The following is a 20,708-nucleotide window of genomic DNA, read 5'->3' as shown; positions in this document are numbered from 1 at the left end:
AGGTGTGTATTCGCCTGCGTCTTGGGGGACGCCACGCCCGGCGTGGGCGGCTGGCTGGCGGCAGGGCCAGGCACAGCCGCGGAATGATAGCTCGCGGCGGCGTCCCAGGCAAACCGGCGGCGGGGCGCTACGGTGGGCCGTGCCGGGCTGCCCGGGCCGGCTCGGCGTCCGCCGGGATCCGGGCCTCGCCGACGGCGCCTTGCGAGGTCCGTGGAGCACCGGGCCGGCAGAGCGGCGCGGGCTCGGCGATAATGCCCGCATGACCATCTCCCTCAAGACTCCCGACGAGATCGAGAAGATGCGCGTGGCCGGGCGCCTGGCGGCCGAGGTGCTGCAGGTCGTCGCGCCCCATGTGAAGCCCGGCGTCAGCACCGACGAGCTCGACCGCATCTGTCACGACCACATCGTCAACGTGCAGAAGGCCACGCCGGCCAACCTCGGCTACAAGGGCTATCCCAAGACCACCTGCATCTCGGCCAACAACGTCATCTGCCACGGCATCCCCAACGAGGCCAAGGTGCTGAAGGACGGGGACATCATCAATATCGACGTCACCGTCATCAAGGACGGCTGGCATGGCGACACCAGCCGGATGTACTACGTCGGCACGCCGTCGGTGATGGCGCGGCGGCTGGTGGAGACCACCCGCGAGGCGCTGTTCCGCGGCATCCGCGTGGTGCGCCCGGGCGCCACCCTGGGCGATATCGGGCATGCCATCCAGGAGTTCGCCGAGGGCCAGCGTTTCAGCGTGGTGCGCGAGTACTGCGGACACGGCATCGGCAAGGTCTACCACGAGGACCCGCAGATCCTGCACTACGGCCGGCCGGGTGAGGGGGTTGTCCTGCAGCCCGGGATGACCTTCACCATCGAGCCGATGATCAACGAGGGCACGCGCTTCACCCGCCTGCTGCCCGACGGCTGGACCGTGGTCACCAAGGACCGCAAGCTCTCGGCGCAGTGGGAACACACCGTGGTGGTGACCGCCGATGGCGTGGAGATCCTGACCCGCCTGTCCGGCGACGACAACGATCTGTAGCCCGATGCCGCGGATGCCCGCCAACGGTTCGCCGCGGACGGCAGCTCTGCGCGGGGTTGATGCCAATGGCTGAGGTGGAGTCCCAGGCGGGCGACGACGACGCGGCCTGGGCCGCGGCCGCGGCCGAACAGCTGCGCGTGCAGGACGCCGGCTTCGCCGCGCGCTTCGACGCCGACGGCGATATCGAGCGGCTGCTGATGGCGCGGGTGATCGCGGTCGATGCGCTGGTCCGCCAGGCCTGGTCGCGGACGGTTCCACCGGATGCGGCCTTGACCCTGTTCGCGATCGGCGGCTACGGCCGCGGCGAACTGTTCCCGCGCTCGGACATCGACCTGCTGGTGCTGGTCGGCGACGATGCCGGCGAGGCCGATACCGCCGGCCTGTCGCGACTGTTCGCGCTGCTGTGGGATGCCGGCCTGCCGGTGGGGCACGCGGTCCGCACCCTGGCCCAGTGCACCCAGGCCGCGGCCGACGACCTGACCGTGATGACCTCGCTGATCGAGGCGCGGCCGCTGGTGGCCACGCCGGACATGGCCGCGCGCCTGGAGGCGGCGGTGTCGGTCGACCGGGTCTGGCCGGCGCGGGAGTTCTTCTACGCCAAGCGCGAGGAACTGCGTCAGCGCCACGCGCGCTTCGGCGACACCGCCGACAACCTCGAACCCAACATCAAGGAAGGCCCCGGGGGGCTGCGCGACATCCATACCCTGCGCTGGATGGCGCGGCGCGTGTTCGGCACCCGCGACATCGAATCGCTGATCCCGCTGGGGCACCTCGGCCTGGACGAGTACTCGGCGCTGGAGCGCGAATGGCGCGTGCTGTCGCGGTTGCGCTACGGCCTGCACCTGGTGGCCGGCAAGCGCGAGGAGCGGCTGCGCTTCGACTACCAGAAGACGCTGGCGGCCCGGTTGCAGCACCTGGACGATGCCGACAACGCCGCGGTCGAGCGCATGATGCAGGGCTTCTACCGCAGCGCGGCGATCCTGCTGCGGATCGGCGAACGCCTGCTGCAGCGCTACGAGGAGCAAATCGAGGGCGACGTCGAGGCGGTGCCGCTGGACGCCGAATTCGCGATGAAGCGCGGCTACCTGGTGGCGCGCGACGAGTTCTGGCCCGGTGGCGACATGGCGCGCGTGCTGGCGCTGTTCGCGCTCTGGGCCGACCACCCCGAAGCCAAGGGCCTGCATTCCAGGACCGCGCGCGCGCTGGCCGAGTCGCTGCACGCGCTGCCCGCCTACGACGCGGCCAAGCCGGAGATGCGCGAGGCTTTCCTGGAGCTGCTGCGCGGCCCGGGCCCGGTGCGCACGCTCGAGCGCATGGCCAGGCTGGGCGTGCTCGGGCGCTGGATTCCCGCGTTCGCGCAGGTGTCGGGGCGGATGCAGTTCGACCTGTTCCACGTGTACACGGTCGACCAGCACACGCTGGCGGTGCTGCGCAACCTGGCCTCGTTCTCCACTGGCATCGCCGACGAGCGGTTTTCCGATGCGCACGAGGTCTGGCCGCAGCTGCGCAAGCCGGAGCTACTGCTGCTGGCCGGGCTGTTCCACGACATCGCCAAGGGCCGCGGCGGCGACCATTCCGAGCTGGGTGCGGTCGACGCGCGCGTGTTCTGCCAGGCGCACGGCTACGGCGCGGGCGACACCGCCCTGGTCGAATGGTTGGTGCTCAAGCACCTGCTGATGTCGGTGACCGCGCAGAAGCAGGACATCTCCGATCCGGCGGTGATCCACCGTTTCGCGGTCGAGGTCGCCGACCGCGAGCGCCTGGACTATCTGTACCTGCTCACCTGCGCCGACATCGCCGGCACCTCGCCGCAACTGTGGAACGCCTGGAAGGACCGGCTGCTGGCCGACCTGCGCACCGCCACGCGCTACGCGCTTCGGCGCGGACTGGAACATCGCGTCGGCGCCGCCGACCGCATCGCCGAAACCCGCGACAAGGCCCGCGGCCTGCTGGCGGCCGAGGGCGTGGACGACGTCGATGCGCTGTTCGCGCGGATGCCGGACACCGGCTTCCTGCGCGCGCGGGCCGACCAGGTGGTGTGGCAGGCGCTGGCCCTGCGCGATGCCGGGCCGGGCGATTCGGTGGTGCGCGTGCGCCGGGTGGCCGGGGCCGGCGAGGCACTGGAAGTATTCGTGCACGCGCCCGACCGCGACGGCCTGTTCGCCGCCATCGTCATCACCCTGGACCGCCTGGGACTGGCGATCCAGCAGGCGCGCGCGCTGGACGGGCCGCAGCGCACGATCTTCGACACCTTCCAGGTGCTGTCGATCGACCAGCGCCAGGCGCCCGACATCGCGGCCATCGAGCGGAAGCTGGCGACGGTACTGTCCGGGTCGCTGGACGTGCGCCCGGCGCGGCGCACGCAGCCGCGCCACCTGCGCCATTTCCGGGTGGTGCCGCAGATCGATTTCGACGCGACCGCCGAGGGCCGCCACACGCTGATGAGCCTGGTCTGCACAGACCGGCCCGGCCTGCTGGCCGATATCGCCCAGGTGCTGCGCCAGCAGCGCATCCGCGTGCATGATGCGCGCATCGCCACCTTCGGCGCGCGCGCCGAGGACGTGTTCCTGGTGAGCGATCGCGAAGACCACGCATTGAACGACACCCAGCGCGACGCCCTGCGCGACGCGCTCCAGATTGGCATCGACGGAGACACCACGGCATGACCCCAGCGGCACAGGGAAGCGAGATCCAGCGCACGATCGAGGACGCCTGGGAGCGTCGCGCCACGCTGACGGGCGAGGAGACCGAGGATCGTGTCCGGCCTGCCGTCGAAGCGGCGATGCAGGGGCTGGAGAGCGGCGAACTGCGCGTGGCCGAGCCCGGGGCCGAGGGTGGCTGGCAGGTCAACGAATGGTTGAAGAAGGCGGTGCTGCTGTACTTCCGGGTCAACGACATGGCCGTGGTCGAGGCGCAGCCGGCGCCGTACTGGGACAAGGTCGAAGCGCGCTTCGCCGGCTTCGATGCCGCGCGGTTCAAGGCCATGGGCGTGCGCGTGGTGCCGGGCGCGGTGGCGCGTCGGGGCACCTATTTCGGCCGCGACGTGGTGCTGATGCCCAGCTTCGTCAACATCGGCGCCTACGTTGGCGAGGGCACGATGGTCGATACCTGGGCGACGGTCGGTTCCTGCGCGCAGATCGGCCGGCACGTGCATCTGTCCGGTGGCGCCGGCATCGGCGGGGTACTCGAGCCGCTGCAGGCCAGCCCCACGATCATCGAAGACCACTGCTTCATCGGCGCGCGCTCGGAAGTGGTCGAGGGCGTGGTCGTCGGCCACCACAGCGTGATCGGCATGGGCGTGTTCCTCGGCCAGTCCACGCGCATCTACAACCGCGCCACCGGCGAGGTCAGCTACGGCTACGTGCCGCCGGGCAGCGTGGTGGTCTCCGGGCAGTTGCCTGCTAAGGACGGATCGCATTCGCTGTACTGCGCGGTGATCGTCAAGCAGGTCGACGAGAAGACGCGCAGCAAGACCAGCGTCAACGACCTGCTGCGCGGACTGGCGGACTGAGCCGGGGCAAGGCGCGACGTCGTCGAGGCGGCGGCGCGCGCGGATGGGCGCCAGGCGCCGATCGAACAGGAATGCAAGCATGACCACGCTGTACGGACTGAAGAACTGCGATACCTGCCGCAAGGCCGCCAGGTGGCTCGACCGCTTTGGCGTCGCCCACAGCTTCGTCGACTACCGCGACCACAAGCCCTCGCCCGACACCCTGGTCGAATGGGCGGGCAAGCTGGGCGGCTTTCCTGCGATGGTCAACAAGTCGTCCACCACCTGGCGGCAGTTGCCGGACAACCGCAAGGGCGCCGCCAGCGATGCGGAGTGGAAGCTGCTGCTGCGCGAGTATCCGCAGCTGATCCGGCGCCCGGTGGTGGTGACCGAGGATGGCCAGGTCACGCAGGGATTCACCGACAATGGCTTCAAGCAGCGGTTCGGGCTCTGAGCCCTGCGGGACCGGCACCTGGGGCAGCATCCGATCGGCCGCCGCGCTGCGACGTTGGACGGTGCCAGCCGTCTCGCGCCTGCGGCCCGCCATGCACGGTGTGGAGTTCGAGAGTCGCTACTGGCGGAGTCGTCGTGCGACGCGCGCGGGAGCGGGGAGATCGCGGCCCGGCCGCGACGGTTGATCGACTGAATTGGTCTGGAGGCGACCCATGAGCGATGTCCTCGAACTTGCCAGCGCGCTGATCGCGCGGCCGTCGGTGACCCCCGACGATGCCGGCTGTCAGGCACTGATCGCGGCCCGCCTTGCGCGCGCGGGCTTCCGCGTCGAGTCGCTGCGCCATGGCGAGGTCGACAATCTGTGGGCCACGCACGGCAGCGGTGGCCCGGTGCTGGTGCTGCTCGGCCACACCGATGTGGTGCCGCCCGGTCCGACCGCGGCCTGGCGCAGCGATCCCTTCGTGCCCACCCTGCGCGACGGCGCGCTGTACGGCCGCGGCGCCGCCGACATGAAGGGCAGCGTGGCCGCCTTCGTGATCGCACTGGAACGCTTCGTGGCCGCGCATCCCGGGCACGCGGGGACCGTCGCCTTGCTGCTGACCTCGGACGAGGAAGGCGATGCCATCGAGGGCGTACGCCGGGTAGCGGAGACCTTCCGCAAACGCGGCACGCGCATCGACTGGTGCATCACCGGCGAACCGTCCTCGAGCGAGCGCCTGGGCGATCTGCTGCGCGTGGGCCGTCGTGGCAGCCTCTCTGCCACGCTCACCGTGCACGGCGTGCAGGGCCACGTGGCGTATCCGGACAAGGCGCGCAATCCCGTGCACCTGGCCGCGCCTGCGCTGGCCGAACTGACGGCGCGCGTCTGGGATGCCGGTTACGAAAGCTTTCCGCCCACCAGCCTCCAGATCTCCAACATCCAGGCCGGCACGGGCGCGACCAACGTGATCCCCGGCGAGCTGCAGGTGCTGTTCAACCTGCGCTACAACCCGCACTGGACCGCGCCCGCGCTGGAGGCGGAAGTGGCGGCAACGCTCGACCGCCACGGCCTGGACCACAGCCTGCGCTGGCATCGCAGCGGCGAGCCCTTCTACACCCCCGAAGGACCGCTGCGCGCGGTCGCACGCGACGTGCTGGCGGAGTTCGCCGGCGCCGCGCCCGAGGAGAGCACGGGCGGAGGCACCTCCGATGCGCGCTTCATCGCACCCCTGGGCGCGCAGTGCATCGAGGTCGGCCCGGTCAACGCCAGCATCCACCAGGTCGATGAGCACGTGCGCCTGGCCGACCTGGAGGCGTTGCCCGGCCTGTACCTGCGCCTCGTCGAGCGGCTGCTGGTCGACACGCCCGCGGGCTGAGCCGGCGCAAGCGCGAAGCACCGCGGGGCGGGGGCGCGGGCCGGCGCCGGGATGGCCGGGCCGGCAACCGCATCGCCATGGCCGACGGCCGCAGCGGCAGATCCGTTGGAGTGGGCCTATTCCGCCCCTGTCCGCTCCATCGGCCGCGCGCGATGGTCGTAGCGCAAGGCGCTGATCACCAGGATCACGCCGAGCACCGCCGCGATCAGGAACATCAGCACCGCCAGCGCGGGATACCCGAACATCGTGGGCCCCACGTCCAGGCGCATCAGCTGGGTGGAGGACAACAGCAGCGCGGCGATCACCACCGCCGAGGCGATCCGGTTGGCGATCTTCTGCAGGTTCTCCATCAACCGCGAGTCGTCCAGACCCGCCAGCCGCACCTGAAGGCGGTTGGCCGCCACCAGCGACAGGGTGTCGGACAGCTTGCGGGGCGCGTCGCGCACCAGTTCCTGGAGCTCCAGCGCCTCGGTGGCCAGGCTGGCCGGCGAGAACGCCTTGCGCATGCGCTCGCGCATCAGCGACTGCAGGTGCGACTCGATCTGCTCGCGCACATCGAGTTCGGGCGCGAGCGCGTCGACCACGCGCTCCAGGTTGAGCAGGGTCTTGCCGAGCAGGCTGATCTCCGGCGGGGTGCGCAGGCCGCATTCGGTGGCGCGACGCACCAGGTCCAGCACCATGCGCCCTTCCGATGCCCGGCGCGTGGTGCTGGCGTAGCGGGCCACGACCTGCGAGATCTCGCGCACATAGGCGGCCTCGTCGAAATCCTCCAGGCGCGTGCCCAGCACCACCAGCTGACGCGCCACGTCCTCGCCGCGCCCGTCGACCGCGGCGAACACCAGCTTGAGCAGGTGCTCGCGCTGGCGCGGCGGGATCGTGGCCACCATGCCCAGGTCGATCAGGGCGATCCGCCCGTCCGGGCCGAGCAGCACGTTGCCGGGGTGCGGATCGGCGTGGATGTCGCCATGCACGAATACCTGGTCGAGGTAGGCGCGCAGCAGCTGGCTGGTCACCGGCACCGTGTCCAGTTCGGTGCGACGCAGGCCGGTGATGCGGGTGACGTTGATGCCCTCGATCCAGTCCATCACCAGCAGGCGCGGGGTCACGTAGTCCCACAGCGGCGTGGGCACCCGCAGCAGCGGATAGCCCGACAGGTGCCGGCCGAAGCGATCCAGGTTCTCGGCCTCGATGCGGTAGTCGAGCTCGTTGATCATGGCCTTGCGGAACTCGCCGATCCAGTCGGCCAGGCGCAGGCGGCGGCCGGCATCGGTCAGGGTGTCGGCGGTCCCTGCCAGGCGGGCCAGCACGTCCAGGTCGCTGCGCACCGAACCGGCTACGTCCGGTCGCTGGATCTTCAGCGCCACCACCCGGCCGTCGTGCAGCACGGCGCGATGCACCTGCGCCAGCGAGGCGGCGGCCATGGGCTGGGGGTCGATCTCGGCGAACACCTTGCTCGCGCGCACGCCCAGTTCGTTCTCCAGCAGCAGTTCGATGTCGCCCACGGGCGCCGGCGTGGCGTTGTCCTGGATGCGCTCAAGCGCGGCGATCCAACTGGCCGGCACCAGGTCGGGGCGGGTCGACAGCGCCTGGCCAAGCTTGACGAAGGCCGGGCCCATGGCCTCGAGGTCGGCGACGAACCGCTCCGCGAGCGCGTCGGTTTCGCCAGCGGCCACGTCTTCCGGGGGCGTCTCGCCCAGATCGAAGCCGGTCAGGATGCCGGCGCGCCGGTATCGCGCGAACATGGCGATGACCTGCGAAGTCCGCGATAGCCGCTGCATGGTGTCGTTCACGTGTGCTCGCCCCTCAGCTGTCCGCCGGCACCGGGCCAGCCCGCCGCGAGTATTCCGACGCCCCGGTGACGGTTGTGTCTGCAACCGTTGCAAAGGGCGGGGCGCTCCTTTACGGTCGCGCCATGGCAACGCAGTCCTTCCGCAACGCGCAGATTCGCAACCGCAATTCCAATGCGGCGAACAATCGTGCGCGCGCAGCGGGCTGCAGCCAGGCGTAACCCTCCGGGGCCTTCGCCCGGAACGCAAAAGCCCGCATCGCAGGATGCGGGCTTTTTTCGTTCCAGGACCGGCTGCGGCCTTCCCCTTCGACAGGAGCGTTTTCCTCCATGTGTTCGATCTTCGGCATCTTCGGGCTGCAGCCCGGCGACGACATCGCGGCCCTGCGCCGCCAGTCGCTCGAGCTGTCCCAGCGCCAGCGCCACCGCGGCCCGGACTGGAGCGGCATCCACCACGACGACGGCGCGATCCTGGTGCACGAGCGCCTGGCGATCGTCGACCCGGCCGGCGGCTCGCAGCCGCTGCGGTCGGCCGACGGCAACCAGGTGCTGGCGGTCAACGGCGAGATCTACAACCATCGCGAGCTCAAGGCCGAGCTGGGCCAGGCCTATGAATTCCAGACCGGCTCGGACTGCGAGGTGATCAACGCGCTGTACCGCGAAGACGAACCAGGCTCCTTCCTCAACCGGCTCAACGGCATCTTCGCCTTCGCGCTGTGGGACGCCGGCCGGCGCCGCGTGCTGATCGCCCGCGATCCCATCGGCGTGGTCCCACTGTACTGGGGGCACGACCGCGAGGGACGCCTGTGCGTGGCTTCGGAGATGAAGGCGCTGGCGCCGATCTGCGCGGACGTGGCGCAGTTCCCGCCCGGACACTGGTACGAGTGGTCGGCCGACGCTGCCGAAGGACAGCCCCAGGGCGCGCTGCACCGCTATTACGAACGCCCCTGGCGCGACTATGCGGCGGTCGAAGGCGTGCAGGTGCCCGCGCAGGAACTGCGCGAAGCGTTCGAGGCCGCGGTGCATCGCCAGCTCATGACCGACGTGCCCTACGGCGTGCTGCTGTCCGGCGGCCTGGATTCTTCGCTGGTCGCCGCCGTGGCGGCCCGCTATGCCCGGCACCGCATCGAGGACAACGATGCCAGCGAAGCCTGGTGGCCGCGCCTGCACTCCTTCGCCATCGGCCTGGAGGGCTCGCCCGACCTGGCTGCCGCCGAGATCGCCGCGGGCAGGCTGGGCACGGTGCACCACGGCTTCACCTACACCCTGCAGGAAGGGCTGGATGCCCTGCCGGAGGTCGTCCGCCATATCGAGACCTACGATGTCACCACCATCCGCGCCTCGACGCCGATGTACCTGCTGGCGCGGCGGATCAAGGCCATGGGGGTGAAGATGGTGCTCTCGGGCGAGGGCAGCGACGAGATCTTCGGCGGCTACCTCTACTTCCACAAGGCGCCCGACGCGCGCCAGTTCCACGAGGAGCTGGTGCGCAAGATCGACGCCCTGCACAACTACGACTGCCTGCGCGCCAACAAGTCGATGATGGCCTGGGGCGTGGAGCCGCGCGTGCCGTTCCTGGACCGCGAGTTCATGGACGTGGCGATGCGCATGGACGCCAGCCACAAGATGGTCCGTCGCGGCGAGGCCGGGCCGCAGCGGATGGAGAAGGGCGTGCTGCGCGAGGCCTTCGACGGCTATCTGCCCGAGTCGATCCTGTGGCGGCAGAAGGAGCAGTTCAGCGACGGCGTGGGCTATGGCTGGATCGACGGGCTCAAGGCGCACGCCGAGGCGCAGGTCAGCGATCGCGAACTCGCCGCGGCCGGGCGCCGCTTCCCGGTCAATCCGCCGCAGACCAAGGAGGCCTATTTCTACCGCACGCTGTTCGAGCAGTGCTATCCGGGAAGCGCCTGCGCCGAGACCGTGCCGGGCGGCAAGTCGATCGCCTGCTCATCGCCAGCGGCGATCGCCTGGGACGCGAGTTTCGCGGCCATGGCCGATCCGTCCGGGCGCGCGGTGGCCGGCGTGCACGAACAGGCGCTGCCCTCGTCCTGATGCGCGCTGCGCATCGGGCGGGTTGAACGGCCCCGCACCGCGCGCGCCCGCGAGGGCGGGGCGGTGCGACGGGGCGTGCGACAATCCCGGGTTCCTGCGAATGCGCCCCGTGCCGAGCCCATGTCCGTGATGCGAAGCCTGCTGATCTCCGTCCTCTGCGCCGCCAGCCTGTCCGCCTGCGCGCAGGCGCCCACCGACGCCGCGGAGCCGGCCGCCGAAGCCGCCGAGGCCGCTGCCGACCCGGTCGAGCAGGTGCAGACCGTTCCCGGCACGCCCGAGGATCGCGCACGCCGGGCGATCGAGTCGATCAATCCGGACATCCGCATCGACGCCATCTCGGCCGCGCCGCTGGCCGGCTTCCAGGAAGTGATCGTCGGTGGACAGGCGCTGTACGTGAGCGACGACGGCAAATACCTGCTGCAGGGCAGCCTGTTCGACATCCAGGCCCGGCGCGACGTCAGCCAGGCCGGCGTGGCCGAAGTGCGCCGGCGCCTGGTGGCCGCCGTGCCCGCCAGCGAGCGCATCGTGTTCGCGCCGGCCGATCCGAAGTACACCGTCAGCGTGTTCACCGACGTGGAGTGCGGCTATTGCCGTCGCCTGCACCAGGACATCGCCGAGTACAACAAGCGCGGGATCGCGGTGGAGTACCTGGCGTTTCCGCGGATGGGCATCGACAGCCCGGATTACCGGCTGATGGTCTCGGTGTGGTGCGCGAAGGACCGCCGCAAGGCGCTGACCGACGCGAAGGAGGGCAACAAGGTTGCCCAGGCCACCTGCGACAACCCGGTGGCGCGCCACTACGAGCTCGGCCAGCGCGTGGGGCTGACCGGCACGCCGATGATCGTGACCGCCAGCGGCGTGTCGATGCCCGGCTACCTGCCGCCCGACGCCCTGCTGTCGGCCCTGCAGGAGATGGAGGCCGCGGACGCCGCCGGCGGCTGATGCGGTCCCACCCGATGGATCCTGCCCAGGCAGGACCGCGGGGTGGGCGTCATGCCGGTCGCGCCGTGGCCCCGGGCGCCGGCCGGCGGCAGCGAAGCGGCTTACAATAGGCGGCCCGCTCCCAGGTGTTCTCCCGGACATGATCGTCCTCGAGGGCCTCCCGGCCCTGTCGCCGTTCCGCCGCGAACGGCTTGAGTTCCGCCTCCAGTCCATTTCCCCCGGCGTGCGCATCGTCGGCGCCTGGCATGTGTACTGGGTCGATCCCGAGCCCGGCGCCCAACCGGATCCCGCGGTGCTGCGGCGCGTGCTGCAGACCGGGGAGCACCAGGCCCCGGCCGCCGCAGGCGTGGTCTCGCGCTTCGTCGCGCCGCGACTGGGCACGATCTCGCCCTGGGCCAGCAAGGCCAGCGAGATCCTGCGCGGGGCGCGGCAGCCGGTACGCCGCGTGGAGCGCGGCACCCGCATCGACCTGGCCGGATGGCCCGGTCCGGGGCAGGCGTCCGCTGCGGAATCGGGGCTGCCGGCAACGACCCATCGCCCGGATCCGGTCGAGGCCGCGCTGGGGCGCATCCTGCACGACCCGATGACCCAATCGCTGCTGGCCTCGCATGAGGCGGCCGCCGGACTGTTCGCCACGCCCTCGCGGGGCTCGGTCGAGCGCATCGCCCTGGCCGGGCTGGAACAGGCCAACCTTCGGCTCGGCCTGGCCCTGGCCGCGGACGAGATCGAATACCTGCGCGAGCGCTATGCAGCGCTCGGCCGCGACCCGTCCGATGTCGAACTGATGATGTTCGCGCAGGCCAACTCCGAGCACTGCCGGCACAAGATCTTCAACGCGTCGTGGACGGTGGACGGCGAGGAACAGCCGCGCTCCCTGTTCGGCATGATCCGCAACACGCATGCGCGCACGCCGCAGCACACGCTGTCGGCCTACAGCGACAACGCCGCCGTGGTGGCCGGCTATCCGGCCAGCCGCTTCCGGCCCGACCCGTCCAGCAAGACCTATCGCGCCGAACCGCTGGCCGACAGCGCGTTCTGCATCAAGGTCGAGACCCACAACCATCCCACCGCCATCTCGCCGTTCTCGGGCGCCAGCACCGGCGCCGGTGGCGAGATCCGCGACGAGGGCGCGACCGGTCGCGGCGGCAAGCCCAAGGCCGGGCTGACCGGCTTCAGCGTCTCGCACCTGCGCATTCCCACGCTGCCGCAGCCCTGGGAGCGCGAGCGCGCGCTCAATCCGCGCATGGCGCCGGCGCTGGAGATCATGCTCGACGGTCCACTCGGCGGTGCCGCGTTCAACAACGAGTTCGGCCGGCCGAACCTGCTGGGCTATTTCCGCAGCTTCGAACTCCAGCACGAGGACGAGCCGGCGCGCGCCTACGACAAGCCGATCATGCTCGCCGGCGGCCTGGGCGCCGTGGACCGCCCGATGGTGGCCAAGCGCATGCTGCAGCCCGGCGACGCGGTGGTGGTGCTGGGCGGCCCCGCCATGCTGATCGGCCTGGGCGGCGGCGCGGCGAGTTCGGTGGCCTCCGGCGAAAGCGCCGAGGACCTGGACTTCGCCTCGGTGCAGCGCGAGAACCCGGAGATGGAGCGCCGCTGCCAGGAAGTGATCGACAGCTGCGTGGCGCTGGGCGAGGCCAACCCGATCGTCTCGATCCACGACGTCGGGGCCGGCGGCCTGTCGAATGCGATCCCCGAACTGCTGCACGATTCGAACGTCGGCGGCGTGATCGACCTCGATCGCGTGCCCAGCGACGATCCCTCGCTCTCGCCGATGCAGCTGTGGTGCAACGAATCGCAGGAGCGTTATGTGCTGGGCGTGCCGCAGGCGCGGATGGCCGAGTTCGCCGCGCTGTGCGAGCGCGAGCGCTGCCCGTTCGCGGCCGTGGGCGTGGCTACTGCCGAGCAGCATCTGACGGTCGGCTACGGGGTGCTGGACGGCGCCGCTGCCGAGGGTGAGCCGGGCCGGCGCGATCTGCCGATCGACCTCCCGATGGACGTGCTGTTCGGCAAGGCGCCGAAGATGCACCGCGACGCGCAGCGCCCCGCGCCGGTCCGCTGGCGTGGGCTGAACACCAATGCCATCGACCTGCATGAGGCCGGGTTGCGCGTGCTCGCGCATCCGACGGTCGCGTCCAAGCAGTTCCTGGTCACCATCGGCGACCGCGCCGTCGGTGGACTGACCGCGCGTGACCAGCTGGTCGGACCCTGGCAGCTGCCGGTCGCCGACTGCGCGCTCACGCTGGCCGGATACGACGGGTTGGTCGGCGAGGCGATGGCGATCGGCGAGCGCACCCCCCTGGCACTGATCGATGCGGCCGCGGCCGCGCGCATGGCCGTGGGCGAAGCGATCACCAACCTCTGCGCCGCCCCGGTCGACGCTCTGGAGCGGGTCAAGCTCTCGGCCAACTGGATGGCCGCCGCCGGTCATGCGGGCGAGGACGCCAAGCTGTTCGACGCCGTCCACGCGGTCGGCATGGAGCTCTGTCCGGAACTCGGGCTGAGCATTCCCGTCGGCAAGGATTCGCTGTCGATGCAGGTGCAGTGGAGCGCCCCGGCGAACGGCGACGATGCGGCCCCGCAGGCGCACAAGTCGGTCTCGCCGGTGTCGTTGATCGTCACCGCGTTCGCGCCGGTGCCGGATGTGACCGGCCAGCTGACCCCGCTGATGGAGGACGGCATCGACAGCGAGCTGTGGCTGATCGGCCTGGGCGCCGGCAAGCAGCGGCTGGGCGGTTCGATCCTGGCGCAGTGCTTCGATGCTTTCGGCGGCGCCTGTCCAGACCTGGACGATCCGGCCCGGCTGCGCGCGTTCTTCGAACTGGTCCGGGACGCGCGCGAGGCCGGCCTGCTGCGTGCCTATCACGACCGTTCCGACGGCGGCACCTTCGCCGCGCTGTGCGAGATGGCGTTCTGTTCGCATCGTGGCCTGGACATCGACCTCGACGGCTGGGGCGAGGATCGCGCCGAAGATGCTTTCCGCACCTTGTTCACCGAGGAACTGGGGGCGGTGGTGCAGATCGCCAGCGAGGACCGCGCCGAGTTCGCCGATCTCGTCGCCCGGCACGGACTGGTCGAGTGCGCGCAGCGCATCGCCCGCCCGAATTCCAGTGGCCGCATCCGCGTGCTGCATGGCGAGCAGGCCCTGGCCGAGTGGCGCTGGGAGGAGCTGTTCGACGCATGGTGGTCGGTGAGCCATGCGATGCAGCGGCTGCGCGACAATCCAGATTGCGCCGACGAGGAGCGGGCCGTGGCGCGGCGCTTCGACGCGCCGGGGCTGCAGCCCGTCCTGAGTTTCGATCCGTCGGAGGACGTGGCCGCGCCGCACATCGGCACCGGCGCCAGGCCGAAGGTCGCGATCCTGCGCGAGCAGGGCGTCAACAGCCATGTCGAGATGGCGCTGGGCTTCGATCGCGCCGGATTCACCGCGGTCGACGTGCACATGAGCGATCTCATCGCAGGCCGCGTTTCGCTGGAGGGCTTCGACGGCCTGGCGGCCTGCGGCGGCTTCAGCTACGGCGACGTGCTGGGCGCGGGCCGCGGCTGGGCCACCTCGATCCTGGAACGCACCGCGCTGCGCGAGCAGTTCGGCGCCTTCTTCGAACGTGCGACCACCTTCTCGCTCGGTGTGTGCAACGGCTGCCAGATGATGTCGCAGTTGCGCGAGATCATTCCGGGCGCGGAGCACTGGCCGCACTTCCTGCGCAACCGCAGCGAACAGTTCGAGGGTCGCGTCGGGATGCTGGAAGTGCTGGCCTCGCCATCGCTGTTCCTCTCGGGCATGGCCGGCTCGCGCATCCCGGTGGTGGTCGCCCACGGCGAAGGGCGCGCCAGCTTCGCGACCGAGGGCGATCGCGCGGCCGCCACGGTCGCGGTGCGCTATGTCGACGGCGACGGCAGCGCGGCCACGACCTACCCGGCCAACCCCAATGGCTCGGTCGATGCCATTGCCGGCCTGTCCAGCAGCGATGGTCGCGCCACGATCCTGATGCCGCATCCCGAGCGCACGCTGCGCCGTGTGAACTTCAGCTGGGCGCCCGCCCAGTGGCCCGACGACTCGCCCTGGTTGCGGATGTTCCGCAACGCCCGGGCCAGCCTCGGTTGACCCCGGCGCGCCGCGGAGCGTCCGCGGCGTGACCGCATCCGCGTCCCCGGCGCCGGCCGGGACGCTGTGCCCCCCGCGCGACCGCCAGCCGCTCGCTGGCGGTGCTCCTTAGCGCCCGCCCGTGCTGCAGCGCAGCGCGTCGGCTCGCGCCAGCCGAGCCCGCTCCCACCTCCCGTCATCCCGGCCGTGTCGGCAAAGCCCGGCTCGACTGCGAATGGGTTCGTTTCCTGTTCAGCTCAGCCCGTTTTGTGAGAAACATCACGTTGTTTCCGCTCGACGTCCGTAAGCAGCTGATTCCAGTCGATTAATTCTGCCTGATCACGTCAACTTATGACGAAATGCGTCTAAACGCTTGACGAAAATTGTCAGTCGCGGCGAGTATCGGTCCCAGTTGCAAGCAATTCGAGGGGCGTTCAGGAACAGCGCTATCGGCCCGCACATGGACGGCTCCTGCCGAATCTCATTGCGACCCGCACGCCTGCCTTCCCTCTCACGCAATCGCAGCCGGACCGCGAGCCCAGTGCCCGCGCTCCAGGGGTTTTCCGTTCGCCACATCCACCACGAGGGGCCATTCGATGAACCGCATCTACTCCAAGGTCTGGAACCAGTCCACCGGTCAGGTCAGCGTCGCGTCGGAATTGGCCAAGGCGAAAGGCAAGGGCAAGGGCGGACGTCTGCTGCAGGCTGCCGTCGTGGCGGGGGCGCTGGCGCTCGCCGGGGCCGCGGTCGCGCAGGGTCCTGGCCACGGGCACGGCCAGCCCGGCAAGGCGCCGCAGCATGCGGGCAAGGGCCAGCCTCCCGCGAAGGGCGATGCCAAGGCCGAGGTCTGCGGCTCGGCGACGGCGACGGCGACCGGGGCGCTGGCCTGCGGTGAGGGCGCGGTCGCCAGTGGCGCCGGATCGACGGCGCTCGGCAATGCCGCGCGCGCCACGCACACCAGTGCCTCGGCACTGGGCAACAACGCGCGCGCGCTGCAGTCGAACGCGACCGCCGCTGGGTCCAATGCCCTGGCCTCGGGCACGGCGTCCACGGCGCTGGGCAGTTCCACCCAGGCCCTGGGGTCGCGCAGCACGGCCGTGGGCCAGGGCGCGCAGGCGCACGCGGAAGGGGCCGTCGCGATGGGCTTCAACGCCTACTCGAGCCCGGCTGCAGCCGGCAGCGTGGCGCTCGGCTATGGGGCGCGGGCGACCGAAGCGGGTGTGCTTTCGGTGGGCAATGGTGGTGGCGCCGGCACGGTGGGCCCGGCGACGCGCCGCATCACCAACGTCAGCGACGGTATTGCCGACAGCGACGCCGCGACCGTTAGACAGGTTGAGGCGGTGGCCGAAACGGTGGACGCGGTGGCCGACGTCGCCGAGCACACCGACCGCTACTTCAAGGCCGACGGTGCCGACGACGGCAGCGACGATGCGAGCGTCGGGGGCGAAGGCGCAGTCGCTGCAGGCGCGAGTGCGGTGGCGGACGGCGACGGCGCTGCCGCCTACGGCGCCGGCGCGCAGGCGGCCGCTGCCAACGCCACGGCGGTCGGCGCACAGAGCGCGGCCACGGGCGAGGAGTCCTCGGCCTTCGGCGGGCTGGCCAATGCGTCCGGCGACTACGGCACGGCGGTGGGCGGGCGTGCGGAAGCCTCGGGCTTCAACAGCACCTCGATCGGCAGCTGGAGCGCGGCCTCGGGCTACAACGCGACGGCGCTGGGCGCCGACAGCGTGGCCGCGGGCGACGACAGCGTGGCGGTGGGCCAGGCGGCGCAGGCGACGGGCGCGGAGAGCGTGGCGATCGGCGGCAGCTCGTTCCTGGGCTTCTTCCCGACCGAGGCTTCGGGCGACTACTCGACCGCGGTGGGCGCAGGTTCGTGGGCGACCGGCACCAACGCCACGGCGCTGGGCAACTTCAGCACCGCCGCGGGCGAGGACAGCACGGCGCTGGGTGCGGGCAGCATCGCCAGCGCGGACAACAGCGTGGCGCTGGGCGTGGGTTCGGAAGCCGACCGCGACAACAGCGTGTCGGTGGGTGCTGAAGGCGCCGAGCGCCAGATCACGAACGTGGCGGCGGGCACCGAAGGCACCGATGCGGTGAACCTGGACCAGCTGGAAGAGGCGACGGCGGACAACCGTTACTTCCAGGCCACGGGCAACGACGAGGACCAGAGCGACGACGTGGGTGCGTACGCGGAAGGCGCGTATGCGACGGCCTCGGGCGAGGCGGCGAACGCCTACGGCCAGGGCGCGTCGGCCTACGGCTCGGGCGCCTATGCAGACGGCCAGAACGCGACGGCGTCGGGCTACAACGCCACGGCGACGGCCGACAGCGCGACGGCGGTGGGTGGCAGCCTGTACTACGAGGATCCGGATACGGGCGAGGTGCTGCTCGACCAGACCACGACGGCGTCGGAGGTGGGCGCGAGCGCGTTCGGCGCGGGTGCGCAGGCCAACGGCGCGTTCAGCACCGCGACCGGCGCCGCGGCCAGCGCCGACGGCGTGCAGTCCTCGGCGTTCGGCTACAGCAGCAATGCGGCGAGCGACTACTCGAGCGCACTGGGCAGCTTCAGCGAAGCGACCGGCGGGTTCGCGACGGCGGTGGGCTACGGCAGCGTGGCCAGCGGCGACTACGGCCTGGCGGTCGGCGGCATCGCCGACTACGGCGACCTGCTGATCGGGTTCCCGGGGTTCATCCTGCAGGCGACAGAAGCCAGCGGCATCGCCTCCACTGCGATCGGCAACGGTGCCTGGGCAACAGGGCTGGGTGCGACCTCGGTGGGCACGCTGGCCGAAGCGACGGGCGTGCAGGCCACGACGCTGGGCACGCTGGCCTATGCGACGGCGGACGGTGCGAGCGCGCTGGGCAGCGGCTCGTCGGCCAGCGGTGAGGACTCGACCGCGGTGGGCTTCCTGGCCGATGCCAGCGCCACCAACAGCGTGGCCCTGGGCGCCGGTTCGGAAGCGGACCGCGACAACAGCGTGTCGGTGGGTGCGTCGGGCGCGGAGCGCCAGATCACCAACGTGGCGGCGGGCACCGAGGCGACCGACGCGGTGAACCTGGCGCAGCTGGAAGGCGCGACCGAGCACACGCGCTACTTCGCGGCGAGCGGCGGCGAGGGCGCGGACAACGCGGCCTATGTGGAAGGCGAGTACGCCACGGCGGCGGGCGAGTCGGCCACGGCGCTGGGCCAGGGCGCCTCGGCGCTGGGCAGCGGCGCGTTCGCGCTGGCCGGCCAGGCCACGGCGGTGGGCTTCAATGCCACCGCGGCTTCCGAGAACAGCGCGGCGTTCGGCAACTCCGCCAACGCGGCCGGCGTGTCCAGCGTGGCGATCGGCGGCGAGGGCGTGGCGCTCGACGAGTTCGGCTGGCCGATCGAGGACGAGGACGGCAATCCGATCGCGGTGGCCGCGACTGCCGCCGATTACGCGACGGCCGTCGGTGCGGGCGCGCAGGCTACCGGCGAACTGTCGGCGGCGCTGGGTTACAACGCCCGCGCCACGGGTGCGCATTCGCTGGCCGCCGGCAACAAAGCGCACGCCTCCGGCGACTACAGCGTCGCCCTCGGCGACGAGAGCCGTGCGGCTGAGCAGGGCACGGCCTCGGGCTCCTACGCCTGGGCCACCGCCTATGGCGCCACCGCTTACGGCAGCTTCGCCTGGGCGACCGGCGAGGAAGCCACGGCGCTGGGCATCGACTCCTATGCCTCGGGCCGGCGTTCGGTGTCGATCGGCTCGGGCAGCTGGTCGCCGGGTGCGAATTCCGTGGCCGTGGGCCGCGGCGCATTCGGCTACTCCGACTACAGCGTTGCGCTGGGCACGCAGGCGCTCGCCAACGATATCCATGCGATCGCCGTCGGCACCAATTCGCTGGCCAATGCCGAGAGCGCGATCGCGATTGGTGCTGGCGCGACCGTCGAGGAGGGCGCGGCGAATGCAGTGGCGCTGGGATCGGGTTCCGTCGCGGACCGCGAGGACAGCGTGTCGGTGGGCGTGGCGGGTAGCGAGCGCCAGATCACCAACGTAGCGGCGGGCACCGAGGGCACCGACGCGGTGAACCTGGACCAGCTGGAAGAGGCGACGGCGGACAACCGTTACTTCCAGGCCACGGGCAACGACGAGGACCAGAGCGACGACGTGGGTGCGTACGCGGAAGGCGCGTATGCGACGGCCTCGGGCGAGGCGGCGAACGCCTACGGCCAGGGCGCGTCGGCCTACGGCTCGGGCGCCTATGCCGATGGCCAGAACGCGACGGCCTCGGGCTACAACGCCACGGCGACGGCCGACAGCGCGACGGCGGTGGGTGGCAGCCTGTACGTGGAGGATCCGAACACCGGCGCGGTGCTGCTCGACCAGACCACGACGGCCTCGGCGCAGGGCGCGAGCGCGTTCGGCGCGGGTGCGCAGGCCAACGGTGCGTTCAGCACCGCCACCGGTGCGGCCGCCACGGCCGACGGGCTGCAGGCGAGCGCTTCTGGCTATAGCAGCAGCGCCGGCAACGACTTCACCACGGCGGCCGGTGCCTTCAGCAACGCCGGCGGCTACGCGGCCAGCGCGCTGGGCTACGGGGCCGAGGCGGCAGGCGACTACGCCACCGCGGTGGGTGTGGTGGCCACGGCCAGCGGCGTGAGCAGCGTGGCGGTGGGCGAGTTCAGCGAGGCCACGGGTGACGAGAGCGTGGTGGTCGGCGGTTCGACGTTCTTCGGCTTCATCCCGGCGCAGGCCTCGGGCACGGGTGCGACGGCGGTCGGCGCCGGCGCCTGGGCGACCGGCGACTACGGCACGGCGATCGGCTGGAACAGCTGGGCCGATGCCGAGGGCGCCACGGCGCTGGGCGAGAGCGCGACGGCCGCTGCGGCCAACAGCGTTGCGCTGGGTGCGGGTTCGCAGGCCGACCGCGAGAACAGCGTGTCGGTGGGCGACGCGGGCGCGGAGCGCCAGATCACCAACGTGGCGGCGGGCACCGAGGCGACCGATGCGGTGAACCTGGCGCAGCTGGAAGGTGCGACCGAGCACACGCGCTACTTCGCGGCGAGCGGCGGCGAGGGCGCGGACAACGCGGCCTATGTGGAAGGCGAGTACGCCACGGCGGCGGGCGAGTCGGCCACGGCGCTGGGCCAGGGCGCCTCGGCGCTGGGCAGCGGCGCGTTCGCGCTGGCCGACCAGGCCACGGCGGTGGGCTTCAATGCGGTGGCCGAGCAGGCCAATGCGGTGGCGGTGGGCGCGGCGGCCGCGGCGCTGGGCGAGTACGCCACGGCGGTGGGCAGCGAAAGCGTGGCCAGCGGGGAAAGCAGCACGGCCTCGGGCGCGCTGGCGGAAGCCTCCGGCGACCTCGCCACGGCGAACGGTGCGGAGAGCACGGCCTCCGGCAACGAATCCTCGGCATTCGGCGTGTTGTCGGAGGCGTCGGGTCACTACGCCACGGCAGTCGGTGCGCGCGCGGAAGCTTCGGGCTTCAACAGCACGTCGGTCGGCAGCTGGAGCACGGCCTCGGGCTACAACGCGACGGCG

General features: G+C 71.3%; 11 protein-coding genes. 9 read left to right on the top strand and 2 right to left on the bottom strand.

Going from position 1 to position 20,708, the window contains the following annotated elements; genetic code table 11:
• The first annotated feature begins 259 nt into the window (after positions 1 to 259).
• From map to dapE, 5 genes are all read left to right on the top strand, one after another.
• Complete coding sequence (gene map / locus ACQYVW_RS17200) at positions 260 to 1,036, top strand: type I methionyl aminopeptidase (RefSeq protein WP_434934562.1); 777 nt, start codon at positions 260 to 262, stop codon at positions 1,034 to 1,036.
• A 65-nt stretch (positions 1,037 to 1,101) separates the two neighbouring features.
• On the top strand, positions 1,102 to 3,702 hold the full coding sequence (gene glnD / locus ACQYVW_RS17195; RefSeq protein ID WP_434934564.1) for a [protein-PII] uridylyltransferase: 2,601 nt from the start codon (positions 1,102 to 1,104) through the stop codon (positions 3,700 to 3,702).
• On the top strand, positions 3,699 to 4,547 hold the full coding sequence (gene dapD / locus ACQYVW_RS17190; RefSeq protein ID WP_434934566.1) for a 2,3,4,5-tetrahydropyridine-2,6-dicarboxylate N-succinyltransferase: 849 nt from the start codon (positions 3,699 to 3,701) through the stop codon (positions 4,545 to 4,547). Before glnD ends, dapD begins: the two co-directional genes overlap by 4 nt.
• A 79-nt stretch (positions 4,548 to 4,626) precedes the next feature.
• The gene (locus tag ACQYVW_RS17185; protein WP_434947848.1) at positions 4,627 to 4,980 is read left to right on the top strand and encodes a Spx/MgsR family RNA polymerase-binding regulatory protein; all 354 of its coding nucleotides are present in this window, start codon (positions 4,627 to 4,629) and stop codon (positions 4,978 to 4,980) included.
• A gap of 211 nt (positions 4,981 to 5,191) precedes the next feature.
• Positions 5,192 to 6,334, top strand: coding sequence for a succinyl-diaminopimelate desuccinylase (gene dapE, locus ACQYVW_RS17180; protein ID WP_434947847.1), 1,143 nt, complete (start codon positions 5,192 to 5,194; stop codon positions 6,332 to 6,334).
• Positions 6,335 to 6,450: 116 nt separating this feature from the next.
• Here the strand turns inward: dapE and ACQYVW_RS17175 are convergent, their stop codons facing one another.
• Both ACQYVW_RS17175 and ACQYVW_RS17170 read right to left on the bottom strand, forming a co-directional pair.
• Positions 6,451 to 8,112, bottom strand: a complete 1,662-nt coding sequence (locus ACQYVW_RS17175; protein ID WP_434947856.1) for an ABC1 kinase family protein — start codon at positions 8,110 to 8,112, stop codon at positions 6,451 to 6,453.
• A gap of 121 nt (positions 8,113 to 8,233) precedes the next feature.
• Complete coding sequence (locus ACQYVW_RS17170) at positions 8,234 to 8,470, bottom strand: hypothetical protein (protein ID WP_434934572.1); 237 nt, start codon at positions 8,468 to 8,470, stop codon at positions 8,234 to 8,236.
• Here ACQYVW_RS17170 and asnB point away from each other — a divergent pair.
• The 4 genes from asnB to ACQYVW_RS17150 form a co-directional block, all read left to right on the top strand.
• Entirely contained in the window at positions 8,451 to 10,172 is a 1,722-nt protein-coding gene (gene asnB, locus ACQYVW_RS17165) for an asparagine synthase B (RefSeq protein WP_434947846.1), read from the top strand. The genes ACQYVW_RS17170 and asnB overlap by 20 nt on opposite strands.
• A 126-nt stretch (positions 10,173 to 10,298) precedes the next feature.
• Positions 10,299 to 11,114 carry a DsbC family protein gene (locus ACQYVW_RS17160; protein WP_434934580.1) on the top strand — a complete coding sequence of 272 codons (816 nt, stop codon included), beginning with the start codon at positions 10,299 to 10,301 and terminating at the stop codon, positions 11,112 to 11,114.
• 139 nt (positions 11,115 to 11,253) lie between these two features.
• Positions 11,254 to 15,222, top strand: a complete 3,969-nt coding sequence (gene purL, locus ACQYVW_RS17155; RefSeq protein WP_434947845.1) for a phosphoribosylformylglycinamidine synthase — start codon at positions 11,254 to 11,256, stop codon at positions 15,220 to 15,222.
• 575 nt (positions 15,223 to 15,797) lie between these two features.
• Positions 15,798 to 20,708: ESPR-type extended signal peptide-containing protein (locus tag ACQYVW_RS17150; protein WP_434947844.1), on the top strand; the 4,911-nt coding region annotated here is incomplete at its 3' end.

It is taken from the genome of Luteimonas campi (assembly GCF_051162505.1).
Classification (GTDB): domain Bacteria; phylum Pseudomonadota; class Gammaproteobacteria; order Xanthomonadales; family Xanthomonadaceae; genus Luteimonas.
The sequence above is the reverse complement of the archived record's forward strand: the minus strand, read 5'-3'. Positions and strand labels throughout refer to the sequence as shown.